The sequence below is a fragment of the Oceanospirillum linum genome, from assembly GCF_001995095.2.
Taxonomy (GTDB): domain Bacteria; phylum Pseudomonadota; class Gammaproteobacteria; order Pseudomonadales; family Halomonadaceae; genus Oceanospirillum; species Oceanospirillum linum.
This window is the reverse complement of sequence record NZ_MTSD02000002.1, coordinates 16,435-35,321: the sequence shown is the minus strand read 5'-3', so window position 1 is coordinate 35,321 and position 18,887 is coordinate 16,435. Positions and strand designations below refer to the sequence as shown.

The following is an 18,887-nucleotide window of genomic DNA, read 5'->3' as shown; positions in this document are numbered from 1 at the left end:
TCACCAAAAGTCTAACCCTCTACAGGGTTTAACGTAGCAAACGATTTAGTGTAGAGCTAATTATTCCATTCATATCCATGGTTAAATTTGACGGATTTATCGGCTTAATCGAGGCCAGCGGTTAAACTTAAAAGTCCGAGTCGAATACTCGGATATTGAGGAGATATGCGGTATTATGCGTTATCAAAAATGGTTATCAGGTTGGTTTTGTTAATCACCGGCACCATTATCAGTAATAAATCTTATTCTTCAGAGGTGTAACTATGTCCATTCAGGTAGGCGAAAAAGTACCTAACGTTGAGCTTAAAGTGATGGGTGACCAAGGGCCTGAATCCGTTCAGACAGATGAGCTTCTGACCGGCAAGAAAGTGGTTCTTTTGCTGTCCCTGGAGCTTTCACCCCAGGTTGTTCCGTCACTCATTTGCCAGGATTTGTGGTTCAGGCTGACGCGATTAAAGCCAAGGGCGTTGACTCTATTATCTGCACCTCCGTTAATGATGCCTTCGTAATGGATGCTTGGGGTAAAAACCAAAATGCTGATGAGATCATCATGCTGGCAGATGGTATTGGCAATCTTGCTGAGGCCGTTGGTCTGGAAAAAGACCTGACAGGGGCTCAGTTTGGTGTTCGTTCTCAGCGCTACGCCATGATCCTCAATGACGGCGTGGTTGAGTATCTGGGGGTCGATGATAAAGGCGTTGAAAAAAGCAGTGCAGAGGCGATTCTGGCTCAGCTATAAAATTTTCGGATAATTGTTTAAAAAAGTCTTGCTTAACAAAACGTTATCCGTATAATACGCCTCATCAAAGACGTGTAGCTCAGTTGGTTAGAGCACCACCTTGACATGGTGGGGGTCGTTGGTTCGAATCCGATCACGTCTACCAAATTTAAAAGCCCGTAACTCCCAGAGTTACGGGCTTTTTTCGTTGGGGATATGTTGGGGCCAACTTCTGTTGGAACCAGGGGCTGTTTTGTGACACAAATATCCTATTAAAGATAGAATGGATCTGAGTTGCCAGGAGTTGGGTTATGAATCAGAAGCATACGCTTAATGCACTAAAAAAACTGGCTGAGTCAGATGCCAGCATCGAAGTTGTATGGCTATACGGCTCACGAGCTAAAGGCACCGCAGATGCTGATAGTGACTTTGATCTGGCCATTGCCTTCCAGTCATTACCCGAAAATCGAGCGTCCTATTTCACAGAGGATCTTGCATTTCAATGGATGGAACAAGTCAACGTAAAAATCTCCATTGTAGACATTAACCAGATCCCGATCCCCTTAGCTTACAACATCATTGAAGAAGGTGAGATTATCATGTCTGCTAATCCACTTCGTATACACTCTGAGCAGTCGAGAGTTTGGTCGCTATGGGAAGAGTACCGATATGAATACCTCAAAAATCGAGCTTAATTTTGAACCTTATGTTATGGCTCTGACCGAGCAGGTTGAGCAATACCTAAGTGGCCTGGATGAGCTCAGCACCTTGCTGAAGCAACGGCCACTGAGCTTCAATGAACGCAGTGCCGTCGAGCGGAGTTTACAGGTTATTGTTGAATCCGCTATTGGTTGCTCCAAGCACTACCTGAAAGCTCATGGGAAACCCGTCCCATCGGAAGCCCGAGCCAGTATTGAGCGGGTTTATGAGCATCTGGCTCTTATAGAACCCGATATTAACGATATTCGTGGAGCTGTGGGTATGCGTAATGCAATTATCCATGATTACCTGAACTTAGACTGGAAGAAATTAGAGCCCGTTGTTCGGGAAAAAAAATACCATTATGTATACCGGTACATCGAAAAGGTTACGCAGGCACTTCTTAATATCCCCCATATAAAACACACTTAAAGACTGCTTAACCTCTACTTTTATCACTTGCTAAAATAAGGTAGTTACGAACCACCTAGATGTGGAAATTGCTGCTTCTGAAGATGAAAAAAGACAGCGCCGCCCGCGCAAGCCTGGGGAAGAACTGGCGTTACTTTATGGGCCGCCGCAAGATCATTGCCGCCCGTAAAGCCACCGTCATCTTCCGCTTAGTGCTGGAAGAACTGCTGTTCAGGGGCTTAGTCACCCTGCCCAAAGGCGCAACCCGAGACTTTTACCAAGCCACCAACGCCTGGCCCCGTTGCCGCTGGATCGGCTCAGGCCGGTTAGCCATTGATGGTCTTAAAGAGACCAAAGAAGCCATCCTGCGGATTGAAGCAGGCCCCAGCACCTATGAGGATGAACTGGCCCTGATGGGCAAGGATTATCAGGAAGTGTTCTACCAACAAGCGCGGGAGATTAGAGAGCGTGAGGCATTGGGATTACCGACGGATCTGCCAACGCTGAATGCCATGAAGGTGTTGGGGCAGAGGGAGGAGGCAAATTGCCCGCTTGAATCTTACAAATCTTTTGCAACTAAATTATAGTTGCATATGGTTCGGTAATGACATGAATGGGTAATGGAGAAATTTCGTGGCAGGAATGATGAAGCATAAGGGTTATTTAGGATCTGTAGAGTTTGATCTCAACCAACAACTTCTACATGGCAAGATTGAGGCAGTGAACGATCTGGTCACTTATGAGGCCAAGGATATTGCGGGGTTAAAAACTGCATTCGAAGAAGCTGTCGATGATTATCTTGCAACCTGTGAAGAACAGGGCAAAGTCCCGGATAAGCCAATGAATGGCAGCTTCAATATCCGTATAGGAGAAGAGTTGCATAAGAAGGTATATCTGATGTCTTTGGAAAAGGGCTGCTCAATCAATGATGTGATTAAACAGTCCGTGGCTAACTACTTAGAAGGAAAGGGGAGGTCAGCTCAATTGAGGATCAAGGATGATATTTATTTAAACATGGAAAATATCGTATCAATTAAGTGGGATGATGAGTGTTTGCTCATTGGTTTAAACGGTGGTCATCCTTTTTACAGGGTTTTTGTTGGTGAGCACGATGTAGAACTTGAAGCCCATGCTGGTGTTGAAGTTAATGAGTTCCATCGAATTAAACGTCAGATTACTGAATATCGGGGTCAATAATAGGCTTAAGCTAACCAATTTTCATATTAGACAGAATATCTAAAACCGCCATCCGGCGGTTTTTTTTCGCCTGTAACTTACTGGAGGAACCATGACCATCGCATTCTACAAAGACACAGGGATTCAGTTTGAAAAGATCGAAGGCGGCCAATGGGCGTCAGCCAAAAGCATCGGTGATGCCTTGGGTTACAGCCTGGGCGCTGATGAAGTGCTAAACCTGTATCGGCGTCACAAAGATGAGTTTGATGCGGATATGTCGCAGGTTTTGCCGGTTAAGACTTCACACGGTTTGCAGCACAAACGGATGTTTTCATTTCGTGGGGTGAATCTGATTGTGATGCTCGCCAAGCAGCCCAAGGCCAGTGCGATCCGGTGCAAGATGTTGGAGTTTTTGCATGGTGAAATAGGCTTAGCAGGTTAATCAATGCCCGGTGGTTACACCGGGCGTTAACAATTAATTAACGGAGCTGGCTGCAATGGACGACACAATTTTTTCAAACTGGTCGCGAATGCGGCTTTCGTTTTCAGCGGGCATATCAGATCTGGTTTTAATCATTCGATCCAAACCTGCGTTGAGAGTCGCCGTAAGGTGGGCTGGATCGTGCCCATTGTTGGCCAGATATGCGCCAAGAGTCATTGCGTAGGCTTCCAATGCAAACATTCGATCGAATAATTCAGCTTCTTGCTGGGGAGACATAGTCCACTCCTTGTCGTGATAGATAGCGTCAGTTTTGACCCTGAAACACTATCAATTTAGATGAAGAGAGGACTACAGACTTTAGTCTTGGAGAGGACAATGAATAAACCATACATTCCAACCCTGATGAAAAATGAAAATGTGCTTGGTCCCGCATTGGGTGGCAAACAGGCTGAGGGCAGCCGAACGGCTGGAAGAGGGACGCAACCGGGCAAGCAGCTGCGGTGCAGGTTTGAACAGCCGGAAACGGGCAAAGCCGGTGCTGGAAGGTGATCTGGAGCAGAAACAGCTGCAGTTTGAGCTTTTGTTGGTGATGAAGTACTAAATTAGGATGTTAGGTTTGATCTGTGTTTGTTAGTCTTGAAAAGCATTTGTCATCTCTAATGAATAAAGGATAGCTGGCTATGGAGCTGGAAAAAATCTTCAAAGATTTTCTAGAAAAAATGATACAACTGACATTGTTGCAAAGGTCAGCAGATAACGTTTTTAAGAAAGAGATTAGGGCTCTAGAATTATATAAGAATGAGAGAGAAAAGCAGCCGGATATAGATAATAAATATTTTGATCTTCATAATATGTTTTTCAGAATGGCTGATACGGGAGAATATTATTTCTATGGCCATGTTGACCGAAGCATTGAAGAAAAAGAACTCTCAACATACGTTCACAAAAACCGTCAGTATCAATGGATATTAGCGGAGGCGTATGAGGAATTTGAAGATTTCCTAGAAGGTATCTACGCATGTGCTGCCTATCATGATCACAATTTATGGCCTTTAGGAGACTTCGGGAATATAAGGTTCCAAGAAATTGAAGGGAAAAATTTCAAATGGTTTTTGGAACAGGCTGAAAGAAAAAAAGGTGGTCCAAAAGCAATAATTAAAGATTTAAAGAAAATTTTTCCAATTATTAGTGATGCTGAGAGGAATAATAGTCTTAATATTGATCTTGGATTCGCCATTGCTATGATTGAAATGTTTAGGCATATCATTGTCCATAATGGCGGTCGGGTCAAAAACAAGGATGATTTCTCAAATAAAATATTTGATAAATGCGGGTTATCAAAAAAGGGTCAGACAGCAGATGAATATAGGAATTATATTTTGTATTTTTTTGGTAGAGACCACTTTGAAGATAAAATACTGCTTTTGGAAAGACCCATTAAAGGATCTAGTCTGCATGGACATCATAAAAATATTGTAGAAGATCTTAACCGCTACCTTATGGCTTATGCCCACATGGTTTATATAGCTTTAGACAAACATATAAATACATTGAAAAATAATATGTAGACCAATTCTTGCTACTCCTCAATTCTGAGGACTGCATTCAACAAGGAGCCTCCATGGTGGAGGTTCCTGAATTACCAAAGCAGAAATTCCTGCTTAGCCAAGCTGCCGGAATTCCGGTAATTACACTCTGCAAAATTACAGAGTGCGGTAAAAGATTTTCAGATGCGTCCATCATGGACGCACCTTTTCTTGACACTCGCCCTGTCTCAGCCCTATCCTCAGGGCCGAGGCGTCGAAACCTCTTGATCTAACCCGGACTCCACCCAACCCCGTAAGCGTTGGTTTTTTGTACCTGAAATTTGGCACACTCCCTAGCCTAGTTGCGCCAGAATTATGCGTTTAGGCCGGAAGGGCAGTGAATAAAATACCCGTAAGGGGAATAAGCTCGCGGTGACTGTTGACCGTTTCGAACCTCCCGGTACTCACGTCGAAATGGGGCGATATCTTCGAAAAACAACAGGAGGCCGCTATGGCTACTCAATTGATGATCCCGCAAGATGCCATCATCTTTCATGGCAATGAATTACGCACTACTTCCCTCAAAGTCGCAGAAGTGTTTGGCAAGCTGCACACCTTCCGCAAATTCCAAAGGATCCCTTCTGGTGAATAGGCAGTTGGTGAATAGAGTAAAAAGCCTGTGCTGAAGCTAGGCATTTTCTATTAGTGTTTTTTCTTGGCGTCGTAAAAATAAATTCCAAGCTGATATAAACCAGCTATCGCGATAACAACGAATGTCGTTTGATAAACGGACAGATTTGATAGAAACTCGATGCTGCTTGTGATAAAACCCATTTCAAATCTCCTTGAACGAGTTGTGTCTCTGATTAAGCCCGCAAGACGGGCTAAGCAGATGCAGGCTTTTCTTTAACTCATATAAGTATTTTTCAGAAAATACCTTTCTCGTCTAGCTTAACTAAGTAAAGCAAGCCCGAGACGAATCGGGATCTCGTTCATTGGGCCACTTCTTGCCTGCGAGATCCAGATCGCTCTATTTTAACACCCTAAGAGTTTTCTTCATATAAAACACATCTTAGCAGCCAATTCTGTGTGCGCCGTAAAGAAGTCCTTATACACATCAACCCAGCTTTCAGATCAATCTGGTTGTTTTTTCTGGCAAAAATAAAGTCAAAGCCTGATGAGGTTGTAGCACCGGGGCAGAGTGGGTTTATAGCGCCTGTTAGCTATTTAATCGTCATCAGAAGGTCATTCTCAATCGCATACCGAATCAACTCAACGGTGTTATTAAAACCCAGTTTTCGTTTGATATTCGCTCTGTGGTTATCAACGGTGCGTTTGCTGAGGTCAAGTCTTGAGGCTATGGCATCACTACCATGACCTTCTGCAACAAGTGTCAGAACTTCCTGCTCACGCATTGAAATCGGTGATTCCTGCTCAAGCCGCGAGTTTTGCCAAGCCATCTCATGGGCAATGGCAGGGCTGACAAACCTCTGGCCTTGTTGTGCTCCGATAATGGCATTAACGAGATCTTCTGAGGCATCGAGCTTGAGAACATAGCCATCAATTTTGGTGATTGCAGATGCGCGCTTAAAAATCTTCAGCTCTGTGTGCATGGTGAGCATCACAATAGAGCCACGATAGCCCCGCATCCGTAATCGTTCGGCTAATTCAATACCATTACCATCGGCTAGCGAGATATCCAACACACAAACATCCGGCTGCTTGCCTATAATGATCCTCTCGGCATCCGGTGCATTGGTTGCCATATCGATCACTTTTATCCGATTGGGCTCTTCAAGCAGGGCTTTAACACCCTGTTGGAAAATAACGTGATCGTCGACGATGACCGCTTTAATCATTGTAGGGAACCTCTAAACAGACAAGGGTGCCTTGCTCTGCATGGTTGCGGATACTTATTTCTGCTCCGATAATCATGCTTCGCTCCTGCATGGAATTCATGCCATAGCTGTCATGCTGAGACTGGCCCAGACCAACACCTTTTCCATTATCCATAATAGTCACAACAAAGTGGTGGGTATCCGCTTCCAGACTCAGAGTGATACAGCTGGCTTCACTGTGTTTAATGGCATTATTAAGAGCTTCCTGCGCAATCCGGTAAACCTGGTAGGCAGACTCCTTTGATAACCTGACATTGTCCTGCTTGTTGACCTTCAATCTGATATTGGCCAGATCACAGTTATGTGTCGCTAAACTGATGATGGATTGTGTTGGCGAGCCGGAAGCCACCTCAATTGGCTTCAAATTACGAATTACAGATTTGAGTGTATTCGATGTGATCGCTACTTCGGTCTGAAGTGTTTCGCTCAGCTCTGGTTCCAGTTTTTTTGCGTTCAGGTTGATCAGTAACTTCAGCGTAGACAAGCCTTGACCAACACCATCATGTATATCCCGGGTCAGGCGGGCTCGTTCAATCTCACGAATCGATACCAGGCGATTTGACAGGGTTAACAGAGACTTGGCCATCTGCCTGAAACGAAGAGCAACATTAAACAGCAGGTTAAAGGCAACAAAAAAAAGAGATAGCGCTAAAGAGTTAACAGGGCTGTAATCCAGTGCCCAAAACAGATCTGATGCAGCACCAACAAGAACCAGCAGTACTCCCATATTTTCCAGTTTCAGTAAGCGTTTGTGCCATATTTTCTGCCAGTAAACTTCGGCCAATACCCCAATATAAGAAAGAAGACAAAGCGCTTTCAGAGCCTCTGTTTCAGGGCTGATCGGTGTCCCAAGTATAAGCAGGATGAGTATCAGTAAGTTAAATAGCAGTAGTCCTTTGGCCCGCTGAGAAAGCTTTTGTTGTTCGGAGTAGAGACCGGCAAGGGTAAAAACAGAGAGTGACGCAAGCATCCAGGGCAAAGCAGAATGAGCCAGTTTATAGCCCAACTCATCCGGTAAAAGTAGCGAATTTGATAAGATCATCAGAGCAACGCTTGTTACAAACAGGCCAAATAGAGTGTTATCGCGCTCCTTAAAGCCCACCGCCCGTAAAAACAGAGAAAAAAGCCCAAATGAGACTAAAAGACCGATCATCGCCCCCTGAGCAATTTTCAGAAGGGTGTCAGAATCTTTTGCTTTAAGCGCCAGAAAGTCATAGTTGTTGATAATGACAGTATCGGGGTTGATCGTGAGAGGCTCTTTATCACTTCGTAAGTGAATCAGCAGCTCATTGTCTTTTTGAAAATCTAAAAAACTGTACCATAATCTTTGGCTGGGCAGAGGATGGATCTGAGTCTGAGAGCGACGAAAATGCTTTAGCTTTCCATCAGAGAATGAATTGATACGAACCCCGTTAACAAAGACTTCCGCAGAAGAAAACAAAGGCCCAAGAGTAATCGCCAGTGATGTTGTTTTATGGTGCCATCCGACCTGGAAATGGGCCTTAAACCAACGACTTTTCAGATTTGGAATCTGCCAGATGGGGGGATGCCAATTCTGGAGTGATTGCCATTCAGATTCTGGCAAAGGCTCAGCAGAATCCAACACCTGCCACTGAGAGAGGTGGATGCCGAGCTGAGAAGCGTTATTTTCTTTCGCATTAACCAGCGCACAAAAAAAGGTTAGCAGAGAGATAGCCAGGGATCTGAACATTAATTTCATAGTGATTTCATAAGCTCTCTTTGCCAGGCCTCCAGCATTCTCGCGATGCTGGGAACCGTCCGATGTGCAAGGCTGTTTTGCCACAAATCCGGCAGATCGGATAACTGCAATGTGTTCCATTGTGTTTTTGAATAGCGTTCGGATGCTGTTCGGTAGGGGGAGAGATTGCAGGTAGGCCCGTTATATGAAAGATGGAATGCCGCCTTTTCAGATGCAATATAATCTACCCATTGAAGGCTAAGCGCTTCATAGGGCTGGTGTTTTATCGCTCCGGCACCCTCAGTCCATACGATACACTGAAGCATACCATTTTTGATGTCGGGAATCATAGTTTTGATCTGTTTTAGCCCAGCCCGTCGCATGGCTGAGGTCAGGTAGGTGCCTGTTCCGATTAATGAATGGACACTGCCATCCAGTAGCGCTTTCTGCCCTAATGCAACGTTTGAAATAAATACCGGCTGGTTTTTAAACAGTGCACGAAATGCATCCTGTAGTTGTCGGATTGCATGGTCATCCAGGGGTTCATAGGGGTTTATACCCAGATACAAGGCGATGGGCAGCATTGGCCAATCGCCCCAATCCATAATCCCAATTCTACCGCGATTCTCAGAGCTGAAACACGGAGCGTAGCTGCGATAGTTTTCTTCTTTGACAAACCGGGTATTGATTGTTGGACCGATCCAGCCCCATTGAGTGGGTAGCCAGTTTACTTTTTCATTCCCTTCATCAAAAAGAAGTTCTGATAATTCTGGGTAATAGGGCTGGAAGGAGTTGGCAAAAGAGCTTTTCGGCAGTTTGGCAAGAACATCATCCTGATCAAGCCGTTCTAACCAGGGACTATCAATAGAGACGATATCATATTGGCGGTGCCCTCCCTGGTTAAGTCTGGCAAATGCCGCCGGGCTATCACTGATGATTTCAGGCTGTATAACACAAGGATGCAGGCTTTCAAACGGCCTAAGCAAGCTGGGCTGGTCATAACCATCCCAACACAAGTAGCGTAGTTCAGCCATAGGGGAGGCGCCAAATGACAGATTTGAAGTCGTCATAAGCCCTGAAAAGTAGATCAGAAATTCGCGTCTTGATATCACTTGCAGACCTTTTTCTGCTAGTTTGACCCCAGAGTGCACCCCATGCAATAGGTATAACTACTCATTCTGTTTGCAGAAAATCCTCATTTATTTATGTCGTGTTAATAGCCAACAATAAAAGACCAATGGCTAACTTAACGATTGGATTATGAAAATAACAATTTCTCAGATCGATATAATTGATCATAGCTATGATGAGAACTCAGAAAAAATAATAAAGATAATTAAAGAAAATAATGATTCAGATATTATTTTATTTCCTGAGCTATCTCTTACGGGTTTTCCAACAAAAGAACAGGTTGAGCCTGCTTTTTTAAAATCAAAAAATGCATTAAAGCGTATCGCCTCAGCTTCTGAAGGATTATCTAATAAAATAATTCTGGGCCATATTGAGCAGCACGATGCCGGTTATTACAACAGTGCATTTTTGTTTAGTAATGGCGAGCAGCAGATTTTACACCGTAAATCCCATCTTTGGTTGGACGATATTGGTGTGTTTACAAAAGGTCACGAATCTTCGTTGGTGACCCATAACGATTCTCAGGTCGGGGCACAAATCTGCTTTGATCTCGAATTCCCCGAAGGGAGCCGTAAGCTTGCTCAGTCGGGTGCGGATCTCATCGTTATGCCTAATGGCAACATGCACCCTTATTCCAATATCCATTTCGTACTGACCCAGGCAAGGGCGATCGAAAACCAGGTCTTTGCCGTTACCTGTAATCGGGTTGGCTCAGGCCATGGCGGCCACTTTGCTGGCGAGAGCCTTGTAGTTTCACCTTTTGGTGAAGTGCTTTTACGCATGGGCGATCAGGAAACAGTTCAAACAATAGAGCTTGATTTAACGCAGGTTCAAAAATCCCGTCGCGACTATTTATATATTAATAATTTATAACAACAAGAGGTTGTCATGAGAAATAAAATTGAATTAAAGAAAACACTAGGGCTTGGTGGTTTAATACTATTTGGTTTGGCTTATATGACGCCCATGATTGTATTTGGTACATATGGGGTTATTTATGAAGAATCAGGTGGTCAGGTGGCTACTTCTTATATCTTTGCGATGATCGCAATGCTATTTACCGCTGTTTCTTATGCTGTGATGGCAAAGAAAATTCCTGAATCCGGCTCATCTTATGGTTATGTCTCCAAAGTATTTGGTGAAAAACTGGGTTTTCTCGTTGGTTGGATCATCTTGCTGGATTACCTGTTTCTCCCTATGGTGATCTGGTTAATTGGGGGCGTATATTTGGAGGCTTATGCGCCAAACGTTCCCGGATGGTTTTGGTTGGTTGCCTTTATCGTATTGACCACAGGGCTTAATATCATTGGCTTTGGTGTTGCAAAAAAGATCAATCTAGTACTGATGATTCTGCAACTGGCCGTGATCATCGCTTTTTGCGCTCTTGCCATCACCATTATTGGTGATCAGCCAGCGGTAACTCCAGCAGCACCAGATTTTAATCTGACGTTTATAGGCGCTGCGATAGCTTGTTACTCGTTTCTTGGTTTTGACGCTGTATCAACCATGGCAGAGGATACAAAAGAACCTCAAAAGAACGTCCCAAAAGCGATTATCTGGGTCACCCTGCTAGGTGGTACCATCTTTGCGGGAGCATCCTTTATTCTTGGTGCAGCCTTTCCTGATATCTCATTGTTTGCTTCAGACTCAGCCGCAGCAGATATGGCTACCCAAATTGGCGGTGTCGCCTTCTCATCAGTTTTTGTGGCGACGTTAGTGGTTGCGCAGTTCACTTCCGGTGTTAGTGCGCAGGCTGGTGCCTCACGGTTACTGTTTGCGATGGGACGTGATGGCGTTCTGCCAGGCAAAATGTTCGGCGCGCTACATAGTAAGTTTCATACTCCCTGGATCAGCATCATTTTGGTGGGTATCGTAGGCCTGCTAGCCTTGAAAATGGATATCACTACATCAACCTCATTTATTAACTTTGGTGCTTTCCTTGCTTTTATCTTTGTGAATCTGTGTGCGGTTGTTACTTACCTTAGAATGGAGCCTGCCCAGCGCACAATTTCAAACGCATTGACTCACCTGGTAGCGCCTGTACTTGGTGTACTCTGTATCACAAAGCTACTGATTAGTCTGGATAGCCATGCGATTACACTGGGTCTTTGTTGGCTGGTTGCTGGTGCAGCGCTTCTGGTATTTTTAACCCAAAAGGGCGCGAAACTAGAGCTGGACATGGAATAAACAGTTACCCATAAACAACGAAGACCGCATTAAATGCGGTCTTCGTCATGGTTAACGCTTTGTTATTAAGGTGTATGCCAAAAAAGATAATAAAAATTAGCACTCTTTCCTGTAGCCATTAAGCCAACAGACCTTGAGATCTCTCCATGCCAACAGGGTTGGTATGGGTTAAAAAAATGCTTTTACTGTCGCCATCCAGAATGGCGACTAAATCCCAGCTGTTGCTTATGCAGTCAAGCAAAACCATTTCAATTGACTTGGTTTTGATTTCAAGATGATAAGTGCCTGTATCAGCGTCGCAGACTGTGTTGATACCTAATATGGTTTTGAACTCTTGCAGCAACTCTATGCTTACATCAGTCCGAATCAAAGTGCCCATTACCTGAACTCCCATCAATATTAAGCTAGTGGCATTCAAACGATGCTATGCGCATTACACAAAATTACAGCTTGTTGCGTATGGCGGGCTGTAGTCTCTGTTTGAAGCAAAAGTTAACAAACTTCAATATGCCAGAGCATAATATAAAAGCAGGCACTAAAATCTTACAAAAACGCACTTTCTGGCTGCATTTATTGATCGAGGTTAGTTTTATGGCAGGTTTTTACTCCAGTGGCGGGTTTGGCGCAAAATAGCTTAGGGTTCGCAGGCATTGGAGTGTGGCGAAATACTTTCGATCTCAATCATCATCGCATCGGGTCGCCAGTATTCATATTCACAATCCATTACCACGCCTTGCTGGTTGTAATTCACCCGACAGATCTTAAGCACCTGCTGCCCTTCCGCTAGATTCAGCGCTTTCGCTACCTGTTCCGGTGCTGCGGTTGGAATCACATCAAAGCGGGAGCGGGCTGTTTCAAACCCGTAGTGTTTTTTATAGAGTGCCGTCAACGACTGGGACAGGTCATGGTGTAAAAGATCGGGAAATAGCGCGCTTATCAGGCAGTTCTCAACAAATAAAACAACACGATTATCCACGGAGCGCAGACGCTGAATACGATGGATGGGCTGCAGAGTCTTGAGCTGGAGTACCTTGCTGATTTCGCTGCTGGCCAGCTCTGTTTTAACCGTTAGCACCTGCGTGCTGGCCTGACGTTGCTGTTCCTCCACCATACGGTGGAAGTGGCTGCGGGAAAGTGGGTTATAGCGCAGCCGGGGAGGGGAAACAAACCAGCCACGACGCTCCTCCCGATAGATCAGTCCTTCGGTCTCAAGGGCGATCAGCGCTTCTTTCAGTGTAATACGCGTGGTCTTGAACAACTCGCTTAGCTCCCGTTCTGAGGGCAGCTTTCTTTGGCTGGTGTAAATGCCTCCCGCGATCTGTTCCTTAAGTATACCTTTGATCGTTCTGAGCTGTGTTTTCATAGGTTTAATGTCGCATCTCAGCTGGATTAGTCCAGAAAATAATGCGCAGCATCCTATCAGGTCATATTTTTATTGCAAACAACCAAAAAAATTACCTGAATTACGGCATAAAAGCGTCATAAAGCCTTAATCTGGCTGTCACAAAGCTGCTCTAGCATCCATATCATCAAAACTGACCTAGTCCAGAAAGGATGTTGATGATGAAATTTATGCTTAAAGTGGCTTCATGTGCCCTGGCGGTAACCCTGTCGTGGAGTGCGTCTGCTGCAGAAAATACCGATATTGATACACTTGTCAGCGCTGCAAAAAAAGAAGGTGTGGTTTATAGCGTGGGGATGCCTGACAGTTGGGCCAACTGGAAGGATACCTGGCGGGACTTAAACAAGCTGTATGGCCTGGAACACCAGGATACTGATATGAGTTCTGCCCAGGAGATCGCTAAGTTTGAAGCTGAGGGTCACAACGCCACAGCGGATATCGGCGACGTAGGCTTTGCTTTTGCACGGGTTGCCGTTCGTAAAGGTGTTACCCAGCCGTATAAACCGACTACCTGGAATGAGATTCCTGACTGGGCTAAGGACGATAAAGGACACTGGGCACTGGCTTACACCGGCTCTATTGCCTTTATCTCCAACAACAACCTGGTAAAAAAAGCGCCTAAGTCGTGGGCTGATCTGCTGGAAGGGGATTATAAAGTGACCGTAGGTGATGTGGGCGTGGCTTCCCAGGCCAATAACGCCGTACTTGCGGCGGCTTTTGCCAACGGTGGCGATGAGGGTAACCTGAAACCTGCCATTGAGTATTATGCCAAGCTGGCGAAACAGAACCGCCTGTCTTTCAATAACCCCAGCATTGCCAACCTGGAAAAAGGTGAAGTAGAGGTGGCGATTCTGTGGGACTTTAATGCCCTGAGCTACCGCGACAGAATTGACCGCGATCGCTTTACGGTATCGATCCCTCAGGATGGCTCGGTGATCTCCGGCTACACCACCATCATCAATAAGTTTGCTAAAAACCCTGACGCGGCCAAATTAGCCCGTGAATATATCTTTAGTGACCAGGGACAGATCAATCTGGCCAAGGGTTATGCACGTCCGATCCGTAGCAGCATTACAATGCCGGATGATGTTCAGGCTAAGCTGCTACCCAACAGCCAATACACCAATGTTCAGCCGATCAAAGATTTTAAGGCCTGGGAAAAGTCCGCTCGTAAACTGCCGCGTCAATGGCAGGAAAACGTACTGATCCACCAGCAGTAAGAGGTCTATGATGAACAATAAGGTGATTCTTGTTGTTCTCGATGGCCTGAATTACAGCGTAGCCCGTGACTGCATGGGCTACGTTGACGGCCTGATCGAAGAGCAAAAAGCCTCAGTCTACAAGCTCCGAAGTGAGCTGCCATCCCTGTCCCGACCACTCTATGAGTGCATTCTGACCGGTGTTAAGCCTGTTAACAGTGGTATTACACATAATCAGGTGTGCCGGTTGTCGAAAGAGGATTCTATCTTCAGTCTTGCCCGAAAAGCGGGGCTAAGCACCGCCGCCGCGGCTTATCACTGGGTTAGCGAACTCTATAATCGGGCTCCCTACGAACCCCGGCGGGACAGGTTCACTGCTGATACCGATCTGAACATTCAATACGGCGTGTTTTATCAGTGGGACCACTACCCGGATGAAGCGCTGTTTCAGGATGGGGATCATCTGCTTAAACGCCATAACCCGGATTTTCTGTTGATTCACCCGATGAATATTGATGATAGCGGGCATAAATTTGGCCTGGATTCCCGTCAGTACCGCAACAGTGCCCGTCGGGCGGATGTGATCCTGTCAGAGTTTCTGCCGGACTGGTTGAATGAAGGGTATCAGGTTCTTATCACCAGTGATCACGGCATGAACAATGACCTTTCCCATGGTGGAACACTTCCTGAAGAGAGAGAGGTTCCCTTATTTGTTCTTGGTGAGCGTTTTAGTCACGCTCCGGTGGCTATTGAGCAGACCGATATCTGCGGCCTTGTCTGCCATCTGCTAAATATTTCCCATGGGAAACCTTTTCCGATGGAGTGTCTGCGATGAGTTATCAGATGCCTGTCCGCCTTAAAGCAGCCCTCCCGGTACAGCGAATGTCCACGTTGAAACGTCTCAAACTCAGGTTAAAGCAGGGAAAAGTCAAAGCGATTGCGGTGGTCATCCCGTTTGTGATCTTTTTCTATCTGTTTCAGCTAACCCCGCTGATCTGGGTGGCCATCAATAGCTTTAAATATGACGGCGAATGGTCCCTGGAGCACTATGCGGAGCTATTGGACTCTGCCTTTATTCGACAAGGGTTCAGTAACAGCCTTTGGTTAGCCTTCTGGTCCAGCCTGGTGGGTTTGATCGTGGCCGCGTTACTGGTGGCATCACTGCGTCATCTTAATAGCCGCCTGCGGGACGTTTTTATCGCTTTTACCAATATGAGCAGTAATTTTGCCGGTGTTCCCTTAGCTTTTGCTTTTATTATTATTCTGGGCACCAATGGCGCCGTTACCTTGCTGCTAAAACAGTGGGGGGGTGATTGACGATTTTAACCTCTATGGCAGCCATGGCCTGTTGGCACTCTATATCTATTTTCAGATTCCCCTGGCCGCACTCTTGCTGTATCCCGCATTCGATGCCTTAAAACCGGAGTGGCAGGAAGCGGCTGTTCTGCTGGGTGCCTCGCAACGGGTTTACTGGTGGCGGGTAGGGCTGCCGGTTCTATCTCCGGCTTTACTGGGCACCTTTATCATTCTGTTTGCCAATGCCATTGGGGCTTATGCCAGTGTTTACGCCTTAACGGCGGGCAACTTCAATGTGGTCACGGTGCGCATTGCCAGCCTGGTGTCCGGTGATCTGTTTCTGGAGCCTAATCTGGCAGCCGCTATCTCAGTGGTTCTTATCACTCTTTTAGGCGTGATTACGGTGATGAATCAGTGGCTGGTGAGCAGGAGTTACCATGCAAAACGCTAATCTGCTTTATCATAAAACCGTTGTTTACAGCATCATCAGTCTGTTAGCTCTGCCTATTGCGGCAACCCTGATCTACTCTTTTTCCAGCCGTTGGGGGGCCACCATACTACCGGATGGTTTTACGCTGAAGTGGTATGGGCAACTGTTTTCTGATATCCGCTTTCTGGAAGCCTTTGGCCGATCATTATTGGTTTGTATTACGGCGCTGTTGCTGGCATTGGTGTTGGTGATTCCCCTGGCCTTTGTGGTGTTTTACTACTACCCCGGTTATGACCGCCTGATGAATGTTCTGATTCTGCTGCCTTTTGCGGTGCCACCGGTGGTGTCATCCGTGGGTTTGCTGCAGTTCTATGCCGATGCGCCTTTTCCGATGTTGGGTACACCCTGGATTCTGATCGGTACCTATTTCACCATCGCATTGCCGTTTATCTATCGGGCCATTGCGAATAACTTTATGGCGATCAACCTGAAGGATCTGGTGGATGCCGCGCACCTGCTGGGAGCCTCCACACCAAAAGCCTTTTTTCACATCATTCTGCCGAATTTGAAGAAAGGGGTGTTGGCCTCAATGTTTCTCTCCTTCTCTTTCCTGCTGGGGGAGTTTGTTTTTGCCAATATTCTGGTGGGAACCCGCTATGAAACTCTGCAGGTTTATCTCTACAACATGCGCCAGACCAGCGGACATTTTACTTCAGCGCTGGTGATGACCTATTTCTTCTTTATTTTTATCTGTACCTGGTTGGGCAGTCGTATCAGCAAGAGTAATGCACTATGAGTTATGTCAGCGTAGAAGGCCTTAGCAAAGCATTTGGTCAGAATCAGGTTTTTTCCGATATCGGGTTCACCATTGAACAGGGGGAGTTTATTACCCTGTTAGGCCCCAGTGGCTGCGGTAAATCAACCCTGTTACGCAGTATCGCCGGACTTAACCCGGTGGACAGCAGCTCCCTGACGGTTGCGGGTCAGGAGATCACGCATCTGGCGCCGCAAAAACGGGAGATCGGCATGGTCTTTCAATCCTATGCCCTGTTTCCCAATATGAGTGTGTCAGACAATATCGCCTTTGGCCTGAAGATGAAATCTGTTCCAGCCGAGGAGATGGCCCGTAAAGTCAGCCGGATCATCGAGCTGGTGGAACTGAAGGGCAAAGAAGATTGCTACCCCCATCAGCTATCCGGGGGCCAGTGTCAGCGGGTCGCACTGGCCCGGGCTCTAGTGGTGGAGCCGCGTATTCTGCTGTTGGATGAACCCCTGTCAGCACTGGATGCCAAGATTCGCAAAAACCTGCGGATTCAGATCAGAGCGATCCAAAAAGAGTTAAATCTGACCACCATCTTTGTCACCCATGACCAGGAGGAGGCGATGCTGATGTCTGATCGTATTTTCCTGATGCATGGTGGACGAATCGTGCAGAGTGGCACGCCGGAGTCTATTTATACCCAGCCTGCCAATGCTTTTGTGGCTGGTTTTATGGGGCATTACAATATTCTGGATAAAGATTCGGCGGCAGAGCTTTTTGGCCTTAATGGTACCCAGTCGATCGCCATACGCCCCGAGGCTATCTATATTCAGGAACCCGGCAGAGCGTACAGCGAGCATATGACACAACCCACCCCTGCTATCATCAAAGACCATCAGTTATTGGGCAATGTGATTCGCTATAAGGCGATGATAGGGCAGCAGGAGATCACCCTGGATGCTCTGAATCGTTCTGCCGGTCATTTAATACCTGTTGGCAGCTCTGTTGGACTGTTATTTGACCGACAGGAGTTTCAACCTGTGAGTCTATCTGTGAGTACTCCGGCATGAGCAATGAACTTTTTATTTTTGATATGGATGACACCCTGATCGATGGTGACAGTTCCACTATCTGGAATCACTTTCTGGTCGAGAGAGGCATTGTAACCGACCCTTCCTTTCTCAGGCAGGATGATGCCCTGATGCAGCTTTACCGTCAGGGAAAAATGAGTATGGAGGACTATCTGTCCTTTACACTGCAGCCTCTGGAAAAAATTCCTTTGCCACAACTGGAGCAGTGGGTGGGTGAGTGTATATCAGAGAAAATCATGCCCCGGATCTATCCTCAGGCCAAAGCATTGCTTAAACAGCTGCAAAGCCAACAACAGGAGATTCTGGTGATCTCTGCAACGGCCAGCCTGATCGTCCAGCCGTTGGCCAGAGCGATGGGGATCCAGCAGGCATTGGGCATTGATCTGAGAGAAAAGTCCGGCAGACTAACAGCTCAGGTTGAAGGTACGGCCAGCTACCGTGAAGGCAAGGTCACACGTCTCAAACAATGGCTGGAACAATTGAATCTTAATCGCAGCCACCTGAATATACACTTTTATACCGACTCTATTAACGACCTGCCGTTATGTCTTTATGCAGACCAGGTTCATCTGGTGAATCCCTGCCCTCTGTTGACTGAGGCTGCAGAGGCGCACTGGCATGCCCACCACTGGGCACATTAAGATGACACTACTGCCCAGAAACGACAGCCTGCAGAGTATCAGGCGGTTATAAAATCAATACCGGCCATGTCGCCCGGATCAGTCCTTCTCCTGGTGCGGGTAACAGGCTTAATCATATTTTTTTATTATATTTCAACAACCTTCCTGTGGCCTCTAAAGCATCATTCCGGCAAACTTAGCG

At 46.2% G+C, this 18,887-nt stretch carries 25 protein-coding genes and 1 tRNA gene; 20 read left to right on the top strand and 6 right to left on the bottom strand.

All coding sequences use genetic code 11. The features are described from left to right. Window positions 1-263: 263 nt before the first annotated feature. The 8 genes from BTA35_RS18785 (at window position 264) to BTA35_RS05315 (ending at window position 3,446) form a co-directional block, all read left to right on the top strand. The gene (locus tag BTA35_RS18785; protein ID WP_338012999.1) at window positions 264-509 is read left to right on the top strand and encodes a thioredoxin domain-containing protein; all 246 of its coding nucleotides are present in this window, start codon (window positions 264-266) and stop codon (window positions 507-509) included. After that, on the top strand, window positions 434-739 hold the full coding sequence (locus tag BTA35_RS18780; protein WP_338012998.1) for a redoxin family protein: 306 nt from the start codon (window positions 434-436) through the stop codon (window positions 737-739). The genes BTA35_RS18785 and BTA35_RS18780 overlap by 76 nt, the downstream gene beginning before the upstream one ends. A gap of 68 nt (window positions 740-807) precedes the next feature. Further along, window positions 808-884 (top strand) — tRNA-Val (locus BTA35_RS05340). Between the two features lie 145 nt (window positions 885-1,029). Beyond that, a complete protein-coding gene (gene mntA / locus BTA35_RS05335; protein ID WP_078318800.1) occupies window positions 1,030-1,413 on the top strand; it encodes a type VII toxin-antitoxin system MntA family adenylyltransferase antitoxin in 384 nt (127 codons plus the stop codon). After that, a complete protein-coding gene (gene hepT / locus BTA35_RS05330) occupies window positions 1,388-1,849 on the top strand; it encodes a type VII toxin-antitoxin system HepT family RNase toxin (protein WP_078318799.1) in 462 nt (153 codons plus the stop codon). The genes mntA and hepT overlap by 26 nt, the downstream gene beginning before the upstream one ends. Before the next feature lie 59 nt (window positions 1,850-1,908). Continuing rightward, entirely contained in the window at window positions 1,909-2,415 is a 507-nt protein-coding gene (locus BTA35_RS05325; RefSeq protein WP_078318798.1) for a phage portal protein, read from the top strand. A gap of 55 nt (window positions 2,416-2,470) precedes the next feature. Continuing rightward, the gene (locus BTA35_RS05320; RefSeq protein ID WP_078318797.1) at window positions 2,471-3,025 is read left to right on the top strand and encodes a type II toxin-antitoxin system HicB family antitoxin; all 555 of its coding nucleotides are present in this window, start codon (window positions 2,471-2,473) and stop codon (window positions 3,023-3,025) included. Window positions 3,026-3,116: 91 nt separating this feature from the next. After that, window positions 3,117-3,446, top strand: a complete 330-nt coding sequence (locus BTA35_RS05315; RefSeq protein WP_078318796.1) for a hypothetical protein — start codon at window positions 3,117-3,119, stop codon at window positions 3,444-3,446. A gap of 33 nt (window positions 3,447-3,479) precedes the next feature. On the opposite strand, the gene BTA35_RS05310 is transcribed toward BTA35_RS05315, so the two are convergent. Continuing rightward, window positions 3,480-3,722, bottom strand: coding sequence for a hypothetical protein (locus BTA35_RS05310; protein ID WP_078318795.1), 243 nt, complete (start codon window positions 3,720-3,722; stop codon window positions 3,480-3,482). 133 nt (window positions 3,723-3,855) lie between these two features. On the opposite strand from BTA35_RS05310, the gene BTA35_RS19010 reads away from it, so the two are divergent. From BTA35_RS19010 to BTA35_RS17890, 3 genes are all read left to right on the top strand, one after another. Continuing rightward, a complete protein-coding gene (locus BTA35_RS19010) occupies window positions 3,856-4,047 on the top strand; it encodes a hypothetical protein (RefSeq protein ID WP_500690214.1) in 192 nt (63 codons plus the stop codon). Between the two features lie 79 nt (window positions 4,048-4,126). After that, on the top strand, window positions 4,127-5,014 hold the full coding sequence (locus BTA35_RS05300) for a hypothetical protein (RefSeq protein ID WP_078318793.1): 888 nt from the start codon (window positions 4,127-4,129) through the stop codon (window positions 5,012-5,014). A 469-nt stretch (window positions 5,015-5,483) separates the two neighbouring features. Then, window positions 5,484-5,624 (top strand): hypothetical protein, encoded by a 141-nt coding sequence (locus tag BTA35_RS17890; RefSeq protein ID WP_160055019.1) that lies wholly within the window; start codon window positions 5,484-5,486, stop codon window positions 5,622-5,624. A gap of 571 nt (window positions 5,625-6,195) precedes the next feature. On the opposite strand, the gene BTA35_RS05295 is transcribed toward BTA35_RS17890, so the two are convergent. Genes BTA35_RS05295 through BTA35_RS05285 form a run of 3 tightly spaced genes read right to left on the bottom strand, consistent with a single transcriptional unit; the run spans window position 6,196 to window position 9,639 of the window. Continuing rightward, entirely contained in the window at window positions 6,196-6,831 is a 636-nt protein-coding gene (locus BTA35_RS05295; RefSeq protein WP_078318792.1) for a response regulator, read from the bottom strand. Further along, window positions 6,824-8,590, bottom strand: coding sequence for a sensor histidine kinase (locus BTA35_RS05290; protein WP_160055016.1), 1,767 nt, complete (start codon window positions 8,588-8,590; stop codon window positions 6,824-6,826). Before BTA35_RS05290 ends, BTA35_RS05295 begins: the two co-directional genes overlap by 8 nt. Beyond that, window positions 8,587-9,639 carry an ABC transporter substrate-binding protein gene (locus tag BTA35_RS05285; protein ID WP_078319279.1) on the bottom strand — a complete coding sequence of 351 codons (1,053 nt, stop codon included), beginning with the start codon at window positions 9,637-9,639 and terminating at the stop codon, window positions 8,587-8,589. Before BTA35_RS05285 ends, BTA35_RS05290 begins: the two co-directional genes overlap by 4 nt. A 190-nt stretch (window positions 9,640-9,829) precedes the next feature. On the opposite strand from BTA35_RS05285, the gene BTA35_RS05280 reads away from it, so the two are divergent. Both BTA35_RS05280 and BTA35_RS05275 read left to right on the top strand, forming a co-directional pair. Next, window positions 9,830-10,573, top strand: a complete 744-nt coding sequence (locus tag BTA35_RS05280; RefSeq protein ID WP_078318790.1) for a nitrilase-related carbon-nitrogen hydrolase — start codon at window positions 9,830-9,832, stop codon at window positions 10,571-10,573. 15 nt (window positions 10,574-10,588) lie between these two features. Further along, a complete protein-coding gene (locus BTA35_RS05275; protein ID WP_078318789.1) occupies window positions 10,589-11,887 on the top strand; it encodes an APC family permease in 1,299 nt (432 codons plus the stop codon). Window positions 11,888-12,005: 118 nt separating this feature from the next. Here BTA35_RS05275 and BTA35_RS05270 read toward each other — a convergent pair whose 3' ends face one another. Both BTA35_RS05270 and BTA35_RS05265 read right to left on the bottom strand, forming a co-directional pair. Continuing rightward, window positions 12,006-12,266: a hypothetical protein gene (locus BTA35_RS05270; RefSeq protein ID WP_078318788.1), complete on the bottom strand. Its 261-nt coding sequence runs from the start codon at window positions 12,264-12,266 to the stop codon at window positions 12,006-12,008. Between the two features lie 255 nt (window positions 12,267-12,521). After that, window positions 12,522-13,250 (bottom strand): UTRA domain-containing protein, encoded by a 729-nt coding sequence (locus BTA35_RS05265; RefSeq protein ID WP_078318787.1) that lies wholly within the window; start codon window positions 13,248-13,250, stop codon window positions 12,522-12,524. Window positions 13,251-13,447: 197 nt separating this feature from the next. On the opposite strand from BTA35_RS05265, the gene BTA35_RS05260 reads away from it, so the two are divergent. The 7 genes from BTA35_RS05260 to BTA35_RS05235 are packed head-to-tail and all read left to right on the top strand — an operon-like array spanning window position 13,448 to window position 18,706. Beyond that, on the top strand, window positions 13,448-14,509 hold the full coding sequence (locus tag BTA35_RS05260) for an ABC transporter substrate-binding protein (protein WP_238377504.1): 1,062 nt from the start codon (window positions 13,448-13,450) through the stop codon (window positions 14,507-14,509). A 7-nt stretch (window positions 14,510-14,516) separates the two neighbouring features. Continuing rightward, complete coding sequence (locus BTA35_RS05255; RefSeq protein WP_238377503.1) at window positions 14,517-15,323, top strand: alkaline phosphatase family protein; 807 nt, start codon at window positions 14,517-14,519, stop codon at window positions 15,321-15,323. Next, window positions 15,320-15,805 carry a hypothetical protein gene (locus BTA35_RS18430; RefSeq protein ID WP_238377502.1) on the top strand — a complete coding sequence of 162 codons (486 nt, stop codon included), beginning with the start codon at window positions 15,320-15,322 and terminating at the stop codon, window positions 15,803-15,805. The genes BTA35_RS05255 and BTA35_RS18430 overlap by 4 nt, the downstream gene beginning before the upstream one ends. Beyond that, entirely contained in the window at window positions 15,798-16,235 is a 438-nt protein-coding gene (locus tag BTA35_RS18425; RefSeq protein WP_238377501.1) for an ABC transporter permease, read from the top strand. Before BTA35_RS18430 ends, BTA35_RS18425 begins: the two co-directional genes overlap by 8 nt. Beyond that, window positions 16,222-17,010, top strand: a complete 789-nt coding sequence (locus tag BTA35_RS05245) for an ABC transporter permease (protein WP_078318785.1) — start codon at window positions 16,222-16,224, stop codon at window positions 17,008-17,010. Before BTA35_RS18425 ends, BTA35_RS05245 begins: the two co-directional genes overlap by 14 nt. Further along, the gene (locus BTA35_RS05240) at window positions 17,007-18,044 is read left to right on the top strand and encodes an ABC transporter ATP-binding protein (protein ID WP_078318784.1); all 1,038 of its coding nucleotides are present in this window, start codon (window positions 17,007-17,009) and stop codon (window positions 18,042-18,044) included. Before BTA35_RS05245 ends, BTA35_RS05240 begins: the two co-directional genes overlap by 4 nt. Next, entirely contained in the window at window positions 18,041-18,706 is a 666-nt protein-coding gene (locus BTA35_RS05235) for an HAD family hydrolase (protein ID WP_078318783.1), read from the top strand. Before BTA35_RS05240 ends, BTA35_RS05235 begins: the two co-directional genes overlap by 4 nt. Window positions 18,707-18,887: the final 181 nt, after the last annotated feature.

Excerpts from the sequence above, each read along its gene's own strand:
- hepT (WP_078318799.1), top strand. The coding sequence starts at position 1,388 with ATGAATACCTCAAAAATCGAGCTTAATTTTGAACCTTATGTTATGGCT.
- BTA35_RS05315 (WP_078318796.1), top strand. The coding sequence starts at position 3,117 with ATGACCATCGCATTCTACAAAGACACAGGGATTCAGTTTGAAAAGATC.
- BTA35_RS05275 (WP_078318789.1), top strand. The coding sequence starts at position 10,589 with ATGAGAAATAAAATTGAATTAAAGAAAACACTAGGGCTTGGTGGTTTA.
- BTA35_RS05295 (WP_078318792.1), bottom strand. The coding sequence starts at position 6,831 with ATGATTAAAGCGGTCATCGTCGACGATCACGTTATTTTCCAACAGGGT.
- BTA35_RS05270 (WP_078318788.1), bottom strand. The coding sequence starts at position 12,266 with ATGGGCACTTTGATTCGGACTGATGTAAGCATAGAGTTGCTGCAAGAG.
- BTA35_RS05325 (WP_078318798.1), top strand. The coding sequence starts at position 1,909 with ATGTGGAAATTGCTGCTTCTGAAGATGAAAAAAGACAGCGCCGCCCGC.
- BTA35_RS05255 (WP_238377503.1), top strand. The coding sequence starts at position 14,517 with ATGATGAACAATAAGGTGATTCTTGTTGTTCTCGATGGCCTGAATTAC.
- BTA35_RS05320 (WP_078318797.1), top strand. The coding sequence starts at position 2,471 with ATGATGAAGCATAAGGGTTATTTAGGATCTGTAGAGTTTGATCTCAAC.
- BTA35_RS05240 (WP_078318784.1), top strand. The coding sequence starts at position 17,007 with ATGAGTTATGTCAGCGTAGAAGGCCTTAGCAAAGCATTTGGTCAGAAT.
- BTA35_RS05280 (WP_078318790.1), top strand. The coding sequence starts at position 9,830 with ATGAAAATAACAATTTCTCAGATCGATATAATTGATCATAGCTATGAT.
- BTA35_RS18430 (WP_238377502.1), top strand. The coding sequence starts at position 15,320 with ATGAGTTATCAGATGCCTGTCCGCCTTAAAGCAGCCCTCCCGGTACAG.
- BTA35_RS05245 (WP_078318785.1), top strand. The coding sequence starts at position 16,222 with ATGCAAAACGCTAATCTGCTTTATCATAAAACCGTTGTTTACAGCATC.
- BTA35_RS18785 (WP_338012999.1), top strand. The coding sequence starts at position 264 with ATGTCCATTCAGGTAGGCGAAAAAGTACCTAACGTTGAGCTTAAAGTG.
- BTA35_RS19010 (WP_500690214.1), top strand. The coding sequence starts at position 3,856 with ATGAAAATGTGCTTGGTCCCGCATTGGGTGGCAAACAGGCTGAGGGCA.
- BTA35_RS05300 (WP_078318793.1), top strand. The coding sequence starts at position 4,127 with ATGGAGCTGGAAAAAATCTTCAAAGATTTTCTAGAAAAAATGATACAA.
- BTA35_RS05310 (WP_078318795.1), bottom strand. The coding sequence starts at position 3,722 with ATGTCTCCCCAGCAAGAAGCTGAATTATTCGATCGAATGTTTGCATTG.
- BTA35_RS05260 (WP_238377504.1), top strand. The coding sequence starts at position 13,448 with ATGATGAAATTTATGCTTAAAGTGGCTTCATGTGCCCTGGCGGTAACC.
- BTA35_RS05290 (WP_160055016.1), bottom strand. The coding sequence starts at position 8,590 with ATGAAATTAATGTTCAGATCCCTGGCTATCTCTCTGCTAACCTTTTTT.
- mntA (WP_078318800.1), top strand. The coding sequence starts at position 1,030 with ATGAATCAGAAGCATACGCTTAATGCACTAAAAAAACTGGCTGAGTCA.
- BTA35_RS05285 (WP_078319279.1), bottom strand. The coding sequence starts at position 9,639 with ATGACGACTTCAAATCTGTCATTTGGCGCCTCCCCTATGGCTGAACTA.
- BTA35_RS05265 (WP_078318787.1), bottom strand. The coding sequence starts at position 13,250 with ATGAAAACACAGCTCAGAACGATCAAAGGTATACTTAAGGAACAGATC.
- BTA35_RS05235 (WP_078318783.1), top strand. The coding sequence starts at position 18,041 with ATGAGCAATGAACTTTTTATTTTTGATATGGATGACACCCTGATCGAT.
- BTA35_RS17890 (WP_160055019.1), top strand. The coding sequence starts at position 5,484 with ATGGCTACTCAATTGATGATCCCGCAAGATGCCATCATCTTTCATGGC.